We start from the raw sequence: 11,082 nt of genomic DNA on the forward strand, positions 1-11,082 counted from the left end.
TCGAACTGGCTCATTACTATCGGCCGACCGGCGTGCCGCACGAGCAGCGGCCTTGGCTGGCCAGTGTGTGGCGAAAACCGATACGCCGACCGCCGCACCCGATGGACGTCCTGCGACGGCCACCCGGTGGCGACGTATGAAACACAAGCGTGTTCACCCTTCATCGCCTTCGCGCCTGCAGGCACCTCGCTGCAATCGCCGAATGTCAATCTGAGTCGGTGCCGAACAACCTCCCCACCCGAGCAGGCACGAGCCCTGCCCTCAAGCGATCCAGCATGGCCACCTTGCAAATCGACCCCCACCTACCGCAGCTCACGCCGGCGCAAAGCCTGATCGGGTGGCGTCGCGAGTTGTGCATCGAACTGCTCGGCGATGGCGCCGCCCGAATTTTCGTGCGCGCCGTCCAGGAAAGTTCGTTCAAGGCGACCGAGCTACAGCGCGCTATCTTGTTTCACCGTCTCGACCCGCGCTTCACCGATCTGGCGGGCTGTGTCGAAGCCATGCAACCCGATCTCGGGCAACTGGTCGACAGAGCGCGGCGCACCCGCCCCGACAAGGAGCACCTGTTCGCCACGCTGGAGTACGACCGCACCGCGTGGGAGCGCTTGCGGCATGCCGCTGATCGATGGGCGCGGCGATAAAAACCGTGCCACCAAAGAACGCCGCTCAGCCGGGTGCCAGCTGCAGCTCGCGCACCGGCCGAACCTCGACGCTGCCGTGTTGCGCCGGCGGGATGCCGGCGGCGAGCTGGATCGCTTCGTTCAGGTCCTTCGCATCCACCAGGTAGAAGCCGGCCAGCATCTCACGGGTCTCGGCAAAGGGCCCGTCGAAGAGCAGCACCTCGCCGTTGCGTACGCGCACCGTGGTGGCGGTGTGCGTGCCGTGCAGCGGCTCTGCCGCCAGCAGCCGGCGACTTGCGGCCACCTGCTGCGCATACTCGGCGCAGACTTGGTCGCTGCACGCGTTCCAGTGCGCGGCGTCGAGATAGACCAGGCACAGGTACTTCACAGCGTGACGAGGTCGCGGTCGGTGTTCATGGTGTGCTCCCTAAAAGATTGGCTGCAGGGGCTCACTTGAAGGCGATCGGCTCGCCGTTGACGCCCCAGCTCACGCCGAAGCGGTCGATCAGCATGCCGAAGGTCTTGGCCCAGAACGCGGGCGCGAGCGGCATCGTCACCTGGCCGCCTTGCGACAGCGCGTGGAAGGCGTCGTGGGCCTGGTCGATGCGGTCGTACTGGATCGCGAGCATCACGCCCTTGACGCCCTCGTAAGGCATGCCCGGCGGGGTGTCGCCGGCAAACAGCATCGCGCCGCCGGGCAGCGCCAGGCACGCATGCATGATGCCGTCGCCGGTGGGACGCGTGCCGCCGGCGCAACCGGCGTCGGGCGCTGCCGGCGCGGGCATGTCGGCGTAGCTCATCATCGTTTCGATCTTGGCGCCGAGCGCCCGCTCGTAGAAGGCGAAGGCCTCGCGGGTGTTGCCGTTGAAGCTCAGGTACGGGGTCAGGGTGGTGGACATGGTGGTCTCCAGGGATGAAGGTGGATGGTTCTGCGTGCCGGCATGGTCTAGTCGAACGGCCTCGACGGCTTTCGACACGACTCACCAGAAAAATTTCAGCCGCCCACCTCGGCCAAGCGACGCTGCAGGAAGCGGCGCTCGGGCTCTTGCCTCGCCAAGGCGGCGGCGCGGCGGTAGTGGGACTGGGCTTCGTACAGTCGGCCGGCGCGGCGGCACAGGTCGGCCGCCGCCGCTGGCGCCGCGTGGTAGCCCGGCAAGACGGGCAACAGCGGCTCGACCAACGCCAGGCCAGCCTCGGGGCCGTCGCGCATCGCCACCGCCACGGCGCGGTTGAGCGCAATCACGGGGCTGGGCTCGACGCGCAGGAGCACGTCGTACAAACCCACGATCTGCGGCCAGTCGGTCTGGTCCGCGCTCGCGGCTTCGCCGTGCAGCGCCGCAATCGCGGCTTGCAGCGCATAGGCGCCAAAGCCGCGCTGCGACAGCGCGGCTTCGGCCAGCGCGCAGCCTTCGCTGATCGCGTCGCGGTTCCACAGCGTGCGGTCCTGTTCTTCCAGCGGCACCAGCTCGCCGGCCGCCGAACTGCGCGCTGCGCGACGCGCGTCGTGCAGCAACAGCAGCGCCAACAAGCCCCGCACTTCGGGCTCGGGCAACAAGGCAAGCAGCAGCCGCGCCAAGCGGATCGCTTCGTCGGCCAGCCCAGTGGCCTGCGCCGAATGGGCTTCGTTGAAGACCAGGTACACCACCCGCAACACGCTGGCCAGGCGCGCTGGCCGCTCTGCCGGGCCCGGCACTTCGTAGGGGATGCGCGCCGCCGCGATCTTGGCCTTGGCGCGCACGATGCGCTGCGCCAGCGCGGGCGTGGCGATCAGGAAGGCGCCGGCAATGGCCTCGGTGGTGAGGCCGCACACTTCGCGCAGCGTGAGCGCGATGCGCGCTTCTTCGGCCAGGCTCGGGTGGCAACAGGTGAAGATCAGACGCAGGCGGTCGTCTTCGATCGCATCGCGCTCGTCAATCAGTTGCTCCCAGTCGGGCGTGGTGTCGGCCACCGCCTCGGCTTGTTCGGTGGCTTCTTCCCAAGCCACGAATCGTTTGTCGCGGCGGATTCGGTCGATGGCCTTGAAGCGGCCGGTAGAGACAAGCCAGGCCACCGGGTTGGCCGGCACGCCCTGGGTGGGCCAATGCTCGGCAGCGGCGACGAAAGCGTCGTGCAGCGCTTCTTCGGCCGCGTCGAAGCTGCCCAGCAGCCGCACAAGCGTCGAAAACACACGCCGGCTTTCCTGCCGGTACAGCGTGGCCACGGTGTCGTTCATGGCGCCAGACTAAACCACCCCGCCAGCCATCGGCACAGGGGGATGGTCGAACGCTGGATCGCGAGCACGCGATCATCGAGCGCCAGGTTGGACACCTGGCTCGGCAGGTGGATGACTTGCTCGATGTTGCCCGTATCGCACGGCGCAAGATCGAGTTCAAGAAGGAGATCGTCGACATCAGCACGATCCTGACGCGCGCACTCGAAGCGTCAGCCCCCTGCTGGAGCAGCGACGCCACCTGCTGAGCGTGGATTTGCCGCGGGAACGCGTCGACGGCCCTCGATCCCGCGGAGGCGCTGCTGGTGGCCGGCCGCTTTCGGCCCACGGTGGCGATTCTGGACATCGGGCTGCCGGTGATGAATGGCCACGAACTGGCCGCAGAGTTGCGCGTCCTGCTGGTCGCCGAGCCGCCGCGCATGATCGCGTTGACAGGCTATGGACAAAGCGGCGACAGGGACCGTTCGTTGGCTGCCGGATTTCACGCCCACCTGGTGAAGCCGGTGGATCTGGACGATTTGCTCGGCGCCCTCGCTGTTGGCGCGAAGAATCCCGACGCGCGGCTCCCGGTTCAATGAACCCAAACCGGGCGAGAGCCGGCATCGCACCGGTCGCTGCTCGCTTCGCACGGGGGCTCGCTCGGCTCAACCGCCCCAACGGCGCATTGGATGCGAATGAGGCCCGGAGGTGGCCGACCGCGGCCTGCAACGCTCGGCTTGACCTCGCACAAGAACGCCGCGCCGCTGCGCGCCGAAAATGCTCGGATGGGCCCGCGCTCCGACCAATGTCCACGCCTGCCTGGCCGCGTAGATCGAGCGCATCGACGAAGCCGTCGACGCGTCGACCGAGGCCGAGGCACTGACGCGGCAGCTGCGCCAGCGCACGATCGCCCGACTTCAGGCGGCTCCGAGCCTCGCTGCGGCACCCGTCGGGCCGGCATGAACGCGACTGACGCGCCTTGATCGACGCGATTTTGTCGCTCGACACTCGATCGCAGGATCGACGCGCGTGCTTCAGCCCGCGCGGCCGGTTCGAGCGATCTCGCGCAGTGCCTGCTCGAACACTTCGGCCGGCTGGCCGCCCTGGATGAGATGGCGGTCGTCGATGACCACCGACGGCACGGCATGGATGCCCTGGTCGAGCCACCAGCGCTCGCGCTCGCGGACCTCGGTGGTGTAGGTGCCCGCGGACAGGATCTCGCGCGCCTGGCTCGCGTCGAGCCCGACTTCAGCGCAAAGCCGCGCCAGTACCTCGGGGTCGCCCGGGCTGTGGCCGTCGGTGAAGTAGGCCCCGAGCAGCGCGTGTTTGAGCGCGAGCTGACGACCTTGGAGCCCGGCCCAGTGCAGCAGGCGGTGCGCATCGAAGGTGTTGTAGATGCGGCTGCGCCGGCCCGGCGCAAAGTCAAACCCGACCTGCCGTCCGCGTTCGCGAATCTGCGCCTCGTTCTGCTCGAGCTGCTCGGTGGTCAGGCCGTACTTCTGCGCCAGGTGTTCGCCGATCTCCTGCCCCTCGGGCGGCATCGACGGATTGAGCTCGAACGGCTGCACGTGCAACTCGACCTGCACCGCGCCGCCCAGGCGCTGCAGCGCCTGCTCCAGCGACGCCAGGCCGATCGCACACCACGGGCACGACACGTCCGACACGAAATCGATTTTCATCAGGACTTCTTTCTCGCCGCGGGCGCTGGGTGTCAGCGCTCCGCGCCTCGCGGACGCACTCATCGCTCGGCTCCCTGCAGTGGTCGTGCGCCTCGATACTCGCGCGGGCTGATGGCGAACTCCCGCTTGAAGATCTTGCTGAAGCTGCTGGAATCCCCGAAGCCCCAGCGGTAGGCGATTTGCGTGATGCTCAGGTGCGCCGTGCCCGACGCGCGCAGATCGTGACGGCAGCGATCCAGCCTCTGTCGCCGCACCCATGCCGCCGCCGTCATGTCCGCACGCTGAAACAGCCGATGGAGATGACGTTCGGTGATGCCGCAGGCGGCAGCGACACGCTTCGTGCTGAGTTCAGGGTCGTCAAGATGCCGGTTGATGTGGGCCATGATCCCCTGCAGCACAAGCACGCCGGCCCGCCCGGCCGGCCACTCGGCTCGCGCGCTCAGTGTGGAGGCGAGCAACTCCACGCTGGCATGCAGCACATGTCCCGCGTCGCTTTGGGGAAGCTCGCCAAAACTCGCATCCAGGGAGATGAGGTGATTGACGAACAGCCGGCTCAGACCGCCCGTCGCGTCAATTTGCCGACCCACGAAATCGTCTGCACGCGGAAGCGATAGCTGCAGGTGACGCTGCGGGACTGCAAATGTGATCTGGCGCAGGCCTTCGCCGGTGATGAACTTCATCGGCCGTGCGCTGTCCCAGAGCGCCATCTTGCCGGGCGTCAGCAGCAGCTCCGTGCCGTCGATCACCAAGCAGATGGACCCCTCGGCGACGTAGATGAGGTTGTAGAGCGCCTCGCTGTCCTGCGCAATCTCGTGAGAGCCCCGAGTGCCGACGATGCCGCCTTGCCCCGCAGTGAGATGCGTCACGCGGAATCCCTCGAAACGCCCTTGGCGGATGAAGGCGGGAAACCGCTCGCAACGGATCGGCTGGATCGACCAATGCAGATGCGCATCGATGACGAAATCACGCCAGCAATCGAACTGCTTGTGCGGTGCAACCCGCTCCGTAGACCAGACGGCCGGATCTTCCCAATGGTCGACCAGCGATGCGAATTGCCTGCCCACTTCAGTTCTCCTGCCAGCGTCCTCCGAAGGCCAGGAGGCATCTCGTCAAGGCGCTTCGCGGCCGCATCGGACCCCGCGCGGTCTGCCTTGCACCATCATAGGGTTGTGCCTCGAGGCCGTGCAAACCGCTGGGGCGGACCGGTGATGTCCGTCCTGACCAAGCCTCAGGTCATGTGGAGCCTATAAGAACTCCGCGGCCATGGCTACGATGGCAGCGCTACGCCTGCCGAATCTCCGGTGGGCGCCCAACCGGAGGCTCACCCATGCTGCTCAACACCGTCGAGAAGGAGGCGCTCTCGCCCTACATGCGCAAGATTGCGGACGATCTGTACCCTCGGGTCGATCCGCTGTTCATGCCGCATTTCGAGCGCTATATGGGCTTGCTCGGCAACGCACCGGAGCATGCGGAGCGGTTCTTCCCCTACTACTTTGGCATCTGGTTCAACAACAAACTGGGTCCGCGGATCACGGAACTCGCGCGACTGGCAATCGCCAAAGGCACGCAGTGTCAACTGTGCCTGGCCGTACGCTACACAGCCGAAGTGAACGAGGCAGATGTCGCGGCAATTTCCGGCATCGAGGCAAGCACGTTGACGCCGGCGGAGCGCGCGGTGGTGCGCTTCGCGACTCTTTTCGGTAACGATCACCACGCTGTCACCGAGGAGCATTTCAACGAGCTCAAGCGCTTTTTCAGCGACGAGCAGATCACTGAACTGCTGCTTTGGAGCGCGATGGCGCTGGGCCTCGGGCGCATCCTCAAGGTGGCCCAGCTGGTGGATGCGAGTTGCCCGCTGCCGACCCGGGACAAGTCGTCCCGCGCCGAGACAATCGCAGCGGCCTGAGCGCGTGGCGGGCGCTGGTCGCCAGCCCCGCCACGCTTGGCCGGGCGATGCTGTGCCGCCCGGCCGTCACTCAGAGATCGACCGGCAACTCCAGGTGCTCTCGATAGATGAAGTCGCGATGCTCGCGGATGATCGGTGCAGCCGCAGCCTTCACAACGGGGTCTGCGGTCGTGTACACGGAGCGAAACAGCGTCCCCATCACGCACTGATCGTCCGCCAGCGGCTGCACCAACGCGTAGGCGCATGCCGAATAGATGTCGAGCGCCGTGATCGACTGGCCAATGTAGTAATGGCTGCCCTTCTCGCGTTGCGACTGCAGGCGCTCAGCCAGGCGAGCGAGCACCTCGGCACAGCGTCCCGGCGCCGCGCTGGCGACCGTTTCGTCGTACCAGTACTTGCGTCCGAGGAACCGAAAGCTTTCGCGCACCTCCGCTGGCTGATCAGGCCCGGAGAAATCTCGCACCATGATGTGCCGCCGGTTCCAGATGAATCCGTTCTCACCGACGATCTCGTTGGAGAGCGCGAACATCAGCATTCGGTCGTCCATGTCCTGCGGTATCAGCCGCGGCTGCGGAGCCAGCCGCTCGAAGAGATAGAGCTGCTCGATCCACGTCGAGCGCGGCGGCTCGTCGTTCCACGCGGCGACCGGCGCTGTGGCCTGAGCAGTCCAGCGCAGCAGCGGCAGATTGGCGCCGAGCAGTTCCTGCTTCACCTTCACGTACCGCAATTGCTTGACGTGCAGGATCGCCTTGGCCGCCTCGCTCCAGGGCCCCGGCACGCCGGGTGTGAGCACGACGCGCAGGCCCGGCATCTTGATTGCGTCCTCGACTTCAACGTATTGCGCCATGCGGTGCTCCGGGAAATGTGGAAGGTCTATGGGGTCGGCCGGCGGCATATGCACCGCGTCGTCGGATGCCGTCGAGCGAGTCGACTCGATCCGCAGAATGGCCGCAGTTTTCGTGAAGGAGATTAGAGTTTCATCAGCAGAAATTATGGTTTTTTCAAGACATCAATCTTGCTCAGGAGCGACAGTCACCGCAGCCCCCACAGGACGGAAGGCTAAGATCCGACCGTCCGTTTTTCGGACGATCCCGCCCTCGAACTCACGAAAGATATTGCCATGATCGATCTGTACACATCGGCCACCCCCAACGGGTGGAAAGCGTCGATCATGCTGGAGGAATTGGGCGTGCCATACACGGTGCGCCCGATTTCACTGCAGAAGCAGGAGCAAAAGACCGAAGCGTTCCTGGCGATAAGTCCCAACGGGCGTATCCCGGCGATCGTCGATCGCAGCGAGGGCGATTTCGCAGTGTTCGAATCGGGAGCCATCCTGCTTTATCTGGCTGAGAAATACCGTCGGTTTCTGCCGGACGATCGCAAAGGGCGCTCGACGGTCGTTCAGTGGCTCATGTTCCAGATGGGCGGCATCGGTCCGATGCAGGGCCAGGCCAACGTCTTCTTCCGCTACGCGCCGCAAACCATTCCGTACGCGATCGACCGCTACCAGAGCGAGACCAAACGGCTCTACCGCGTTCTAGACCGGCGCCTGGCGGACAACGAATTTCTTGCGGGCGACTATTCGATCGCCGATATCGCCAACTGGTCCTGGGTTTGCCTGCACTTCTGGGCCGGCGTCGAAATCGACGATCTGCCGAACCTGGGCAGATGGCTGGAGGCGATCCGCGCGCGGCCGGCGGTGCAGCGCGGCGTCGTGATCCCCGAGCCGATCCAACTCGAAGACGGCGGTGCGGACATGAAGAAAATGGCGCAATCGATTCTGGTCACCGCGAGCTGAGCAGCGCGATTCGCGAGTCGCGAATCGATCAAGATTCGATCAAGGCCTGGCCAACGCGACGCGAACGCGCTCCATGAACCGCGCCTCCACGGTTCCGCCGGTCTGCTCGCTGCGCGCGACGATGCGGCCGTCCGCGTCCAGCAGCACCAGCACGCCGGTGTGGTTGAACTCGCCGTCGGCCAGCGACCGAAAGCGCACGCCGAGTACGCCGGCGATCGCGCGCACCTCGGCCGCTTGCGGTTGCGCGAGGGTCCAGCGGCTGAGGTCGAGGCCACGCTTGTCGGCCACCGCCTTCAGCGCGGCAGGATCGTCACGCTGCGCATCGAGGCTGATCAGCAGCACGCCCAGACGCGGCTTCTCGGCCGGCGTGAGCTTGCGGTCCACATCCAGCACGGTGTCGATGATGGTCGGGCAGATGAACTTGCACGAGGTGTAGAACATGACCACCAATTGCGGGCTGCCGCGCTTGGAAGCCAGCGTCAGACGGCGCCCGGACTGGTCGGTGAGCTGGGCTTGGAGTTGGTAGACCGAGTCGCGCGGCAGCGGCGCGGTCGCGGGCTGCACCGCTGCCGCTGGAGCGAGCAGCAGCGACGCAAGGACGACACCCACGAGACCAACGACACGAGCTTGCATGGCAGATCCCCTCAGCGTGCGCATCGAAAGCCCAGGTTGGCGGTGGCGTCGGCACCTGCCAGCGACGACAGCATCGCCACGCGCATCAGCACCGCGTAGTGGTCGCGGTCGTTGACCGACAAGGCACCGGCGCCGCAAAACCCGAGGCGGTTGGGGTCGCCCTGGTCGCGGTTATCGGCCGACACCAGCAGCGCCGAGTAGTCGTCGGTCCATTCCCAGACCAGGCCGTGCAGGTCATGCACGCCGTGAGCGTTGACCGGCTGCGCGCCCACCGAAGCCAGGGCGTGCGTCGACGGCCGCGCATACCACGCGAGGATGCGCTCACGCCACGCGCGGTCGCTGCGCGCGTCGAGGCGCTGCTCGTCGGCCGCGGCGGCATATTCCCACTGCGACCAGCTCGGCAGGCGCGCGCCCTGCGCTCGGCAGTAGGCGCTGGCGGCGAACCAGCTCACCCAGATGACCGGTTGCCGCGCATGGGCCTGCGGCCCGAGTTGTGCGGCAGCGGCCCAGTGCGACAGATAGCGCGGCTCGGCGAACACGCTGGCCACCCGGTCGCGACGCCACTCTGGATGCTTGCGCACGAAGGCCAGGAAATCGGCATTCGTCACCGGCAGGCGCATCAGCGCGAACGGTGCCACTCGCACGCGGCCGCCGCTGTCTTCGTACTTCAGCGCCGAGACCAACGGGCCGCCGGGCAGGTTTGCATACCGGGCATCGCCGGCCTGCGCGGCAGTGACGGCGACCAGTGCGAGTACGAACCACAGCAGGCTGACCCACCCGTGCATGACGTGCTCCTGCGTTGCTGCGTTTCAATGCGCGGCGGCGGCGACCGGCTTGGCCTTGCGCCGCTCGGCGACCTCGGCCTTGGTCACCTTGCCGCCGGCATTGCCCCAGCTGTTGAGCACGTAGGTCAAGATGTTGGCGACCTCGTCGTCGGTGAGCTGGCTCATCGGCGGCATCACCGAGTTGTAGTCCTGGCCGTTCACCTTGACCGGGCCGGCGAGGCCGTTCAGCACCACATCGACGGCAGCCTTCGGCTTGACGGCCAGCCAGTCCGACTTGGCCAGTGGCGGGAACACGCCCGGCAACCCGGCGCCATTCGCCTGGTGGCAGGTGGAGCAGGTGCCGGCAAACAGCGCCTGGCCGGCCTTGACCTGCTGTTCGACGGTCAGCTCGCCGCTGCTGGCCGACTTGGCCGCGGCAGCCACCGCCGCGAGGTTGGGCTGGGCGCGGTCGCCAAGGTAGACCTCGTCGACCTCCTTGCCCGAATAGATGGACTTGTTTTCCGGGCCATCGACCTTGAGGATCGCCAGCGCTCCCTTGTTGAAGGCGCGAAAGATCGAGTGATCGACGATCACGTAGCTGCCCGGCACTTCGAGATGAAAGTCCATCATCGCCGCGCCGCCGGCCGGGATGAGCGTGGTCTGCACGTTCTCCTGGAAGCGCATGCCGCCCTCGAACCAGACCTTGTCGAAGATCTCGCCGATGACGTGAAAGCTCGACACCAGGTTGGGCCCGCCGTTGCCCACGTACAGGCGCACCGTCTCGCCGGTCTTGGCGGTGATGGCCTTTTCGCCCGTCATCGACCCTTCGCCGCCGTTGAACAAAACGTAGGTCGCGTTCTCGTCGATCGCCTTTTGCATGTCGAACGGTTGCAGGCCCTTCTCTCGGTACTTGCCGGTGGTGTAGAAGTCGCCCTGCATCACGTAGTACTCGCGGTCGACCTTGGGCAGGCCGCCGGGCGGCTCGACCAGGATCAGCCCGTACATGCCGTTGGCCACGTGCATACCGACCGGCGCGGTGGCGCAGTGATAGACATAGAGGCCCGCGTTGAGCGCCTTGAAGCTGAACTGCGATTTGTGCCCCGGCGCGGTGAAGCTCGACGCCGCGCCGCCGCCCGGGCCGGTGACGCCGTGCAGGTCGATGTTGTGCGGCATCTTCGAGTCGGGCGCGTTCTTCAGGTGGAACTCGACCGTGTCGCCCTGGCGCACGCGGATGAAGCTGCCCGGCACGGTGCCGCCGAAAGTCCAGAAGGTGTAGCTCACGCCTTCGGAAATCGGCATCTCTTTCTCAATCACTTCCAGCTCGACGATCACCTTGGCGGGCGCGCTGCGTCCGGTGGCCGGCGGCACCAGCGGCGGGCTGGTCAGCACCGCCTTGATCGGCTCGCCCTGCGGTGGGCCGAAGTCGCCCTTCAGCGAGCCGCCACTGTCGGAGGCGGCGCCGTCGGCCTTGGCCACGGGGGCCGTCGCGTCGCG

14 protein-coding genes are annotated in these 11,082 nt (G+C 66.4%); 5 read left to right on the forward strand and 9 right to left on the reverse strand.

Features of this window, described 5'->3' with window-relative positions; all coding sequences use genetic code 11:
* Positions 1–275 precede the first annotated feature (275 nt).
* Positions 276–641: a hypothetical protein gene (locus RMO12_RS10245; RefSeq protein ID WP_309639210.1), complete on the forward strand. Its 366-nt coding sequence runs from the start codon at positions 276–278 to the stop codon at positions 639–641.
* Positions 642–666: 25 nt separating this feature from the next.
* Here RMO12_RS10245 and RMO12_RS10250 read toward each other — a convergent pair whose 3' ends face one another.
* The 3 genes from RMO12_RS10250 to RMO12_RS10260 form a co-directional block, all read right to left on the reverse strand.
* A complete protein-coding gene (locus RMO12_RS10250) occupies positions 667–1,008 on the reverse strand; it encodes a YciI family protein (protein ID WP_309639211.1) in 342 nt (113 codons plus the stop codon).
* Between the two features lie 61 nt (positions 1,009–1,069).
* Positions 1,070–1,519, reverse strand: coding sequence for a VOC family protein (locus RMO12_RS10255; protein WP_309639212.1), 450 nt, complete (start codon positions 1,517–1,519; stop codon positions 1,070–1,072).
* 95 nt (positions 1,520–1,614) lie between these two features.
* Positions 1,615–2,832: a DUF6596 domain-containing protein gene (locus RMO12_RS10260; RefSeq protein ID WP_309639213.1), complete on the reverse strand. Its 1,218-nt coding sequence runs from the start codon at positions 2,830–2,832 to the stop codon at positions 1,615–1,617.
* Positions 2,833–2,948: 116 nt separating this feature from the next.
* On the opposite strand from RMO12_RS10260, the gene RMO12_RS10265 reads away from it, so the two are divergent.
* Positions 2,949–3,077, forward strand: a complete 129-nt coding sequence (locus RMO12_RS10265) for a hypothetical protein (RefSeq protein ID WP_309639214.1) — start codon at positions 2,949–2,951, stop codon at positions 3,075–3,077.
* 6 nt (positions 3,078–3,083) lie between these two features.
* Positions 3,084–3,407 carry a response regulator gene (locus RMO12_RS10270; protein WP_309639221.1) on the forward strand — a complete coding sequence of 108 codons (324 nt, stop codon included), beginning with the start codon at positions 3,084–3,086 and terminating at the stop codon, positions 3,405–3,407.
* A 435-nt stretch (positions 3,408–3,842) separates the two neighbouring features.
* On the opposite strand, the gene RMO12_RS10275 is transcribed toward RMO12_RS10270, so the two are convergent.
* Positions 3,843–4,487 carry a DsbA family oxidoreductase gene (locus tag RMO12_RS10275; protein ID WP_309639215.1) on the reverse strand — a complete coding sequence of 215 codons (645 nt, stop codon included), beginning with the start codon at positions 4,485–4,487 and terminating at the stop codon, positions 3,843–3,845.
* 59 nt (positions 4,488–4,546) lie between these two features.
* Positions 4,547–5,551 carry a helix-turn-helix domain-containing protein gene (locus tag RMO12_RS10280; RefSeq protein ID WP_309639216.1) on the reverse strand — a complete coding sequence of 335 codons (1,005 nt, stop codon included), beginning with the start codon at positions 5,549–5,551 and terminating at the stop codon, positions 4,547–4,549.
* A 263-nt stretch (positions 5,552–5,814) separates the two neighbouring features.
* Here RMO12_RS10280 and RMO12_RS10285 point away from each other — a divergent pair, with 263 nt between their 5' ends.
* On the forward strand, positions 5,815–6,393 hold the full coding sequence (locus RMO12_RS10285; protein ID WP_309639217.1) for a carboxymuconolactone decarboxylase family protein: 579 nt from the start codon (positions 5,815–5,817) through the stop codon (positions 6,391–6,393).
* 70 nt (positions 6,394–6,463) lie between these two features.
* Here RMO12_RS10285 and RMO12_RS10290 read toward each other — a convergent pair whose 3' ends face one another.
* Entirely contained in the window at positions 6,464–7,288 is an 825-nt protein-coding gene (locus tag RMO12_RS10290) for a hypothetical protein (RefSeq protein WP_309639218.1), read from the reverse strand.
* A 225-nt stretch (positions 7,289–7,513) separates the two neighbouring features.
* Here RMO12_RS10290 and RMO12_RS10295 point away from each other — a divergent pair, with 225 nt between their 5' ends.
* Complete coding sequence (locus RMO12_RS10295) at positions 7,514–8,191, forward strand: glutathione S-transferase N-terminal domain-containing protein (RefSeq protein ID WP_309639219.1); 678 nt, start codon at positions 7,514–7,516, stop codon at positions 8,189–8,191.
* Positions 8,192–8,230: 39 nt separating this feature from the next.
* Here the strand turns inward: RMO12_RS10295 and RMO12_RS10300 are convergent, their stop codons facing one another.
* From RMO12_RS10300 to nirK, 3 genes are read right to left on the reverse strand one after another with little or no spacing between them, the layout of a single operon-like run.
* Positions 8,231–8,824 (reverse strand): SCO family protein, encoded by a 594-nt coding sequence (locus RMO12_RS10300; RefSeq protein ID WP_309639220.1) that lies wholly within the window; start codon positions 8,822–8,824, stop codon positions 8,231–8,233.
* Between the two features lie 11 nt (positions 8,825–8,835).
* The gene (locus RMO12_RS10305) at positions 8,836–9,609 is read right to left on the reverse strand and encodes a formylglycine-generating enzyme family protein (protein ID WP_309625567.1); all 774 of its coding nucleotides are present in this window, start codon (positions 9,607–9,609) and stop codon (positions 8,836–8,838) included.
* A 24-nt stretch (positions 9,610–9,633) separates the two neighbouring features.
* Positions 9,634–11,064 carry a copper-containing nitrite reductase gene (nirK, locus tag RMO12_RS10310; RefSeq protein ID WP_309639222.1) on the reverse strand — a complete coding sequence of 477 codons (1,431 nt, stop codon included), beginning with the start codon at positions 11,062–11,064 and terminating at the stop codon, positions 9,634–9,636.
* Positions 11,065–11,082: the final 18 nt, after the last annotated feature.

It is taken from the genome of Methylibium sp., from assembly GCF_031393925.1.
GTDB lineage: Bacteria > Pseudomonadota > Gammaproteobacteria > Burkholderiales > Burkholderiaceae_C > Methylibium.

Excerpts from the sequence above, each read along its gene's own strand:
- RMO12_RS10305 (WP_309625567.1), bottom strand. The coding sequence starts at position 9,609 with ATGCACGGGTGGGTCAGCCTGCTGTGGTTCGTACTCGCACTGGTCGCC.
- RMO12_RS10245 (WP_309639210.1), top strand. The coding sequence starts at position 276 with ATGGCCACCTTGCAAATCGACCCCCACCTACCGCAGCTCACGCCGGCG.
- RMO12_RS10275 (WP_309639215.1), bottom strand. The coding sequence starts at position 4,487 with ATGAAAATCGATTTCGTGTCGGACGTGTCGTGCCCGTGGTGTGCGATC.
- RMO12_RS10295 (WP_309639219.1), top strand. The coding sequence starts at position 7,514 with ATGATCGATCTGTACACATCGGCCACCCCCAACGGGTGGAAAGCGTCG.
- RMO12_RS10285 (WP_309639217.1), top strand. The coding sequence starts at position 5,815 with ATGCTGCTCAACACCGTCGAGAAGGAGGCGCTCTCGCCCTACATGCGC.
- RMO12_RS10260 (WP_309639213.1), bottom strand. The coding sequence starts at position 2,832 with ATGAACGACACCGTGGCCACGCTGTACCGGCAGGAAAGCCGGCGTGTG.
- RMO12_RS10255 (WP_309639212.1), bottom strand. The coding sequence starts at position 1,519 with ATGTCCACCACCCTGACCCCGTACCTGAGCTTCAACGGCAACACCCGC.
- RMO12_RS10290 (WP_309639218.1), bottom strand. The coding sequence starts at position 7,288 with ATGCCGCCGGCCGACCCCATAGACCTTCCACATTTCCCGGAGCACCGC.
- RMO12_RS10300 (WP_309639220.1), bottom strand. The coding sequence starts at position 8,824 with ATGCAAGCTCGTGTCGTTGGTCTCGTGGGTGTCGTCCTTGCGTCGCTG.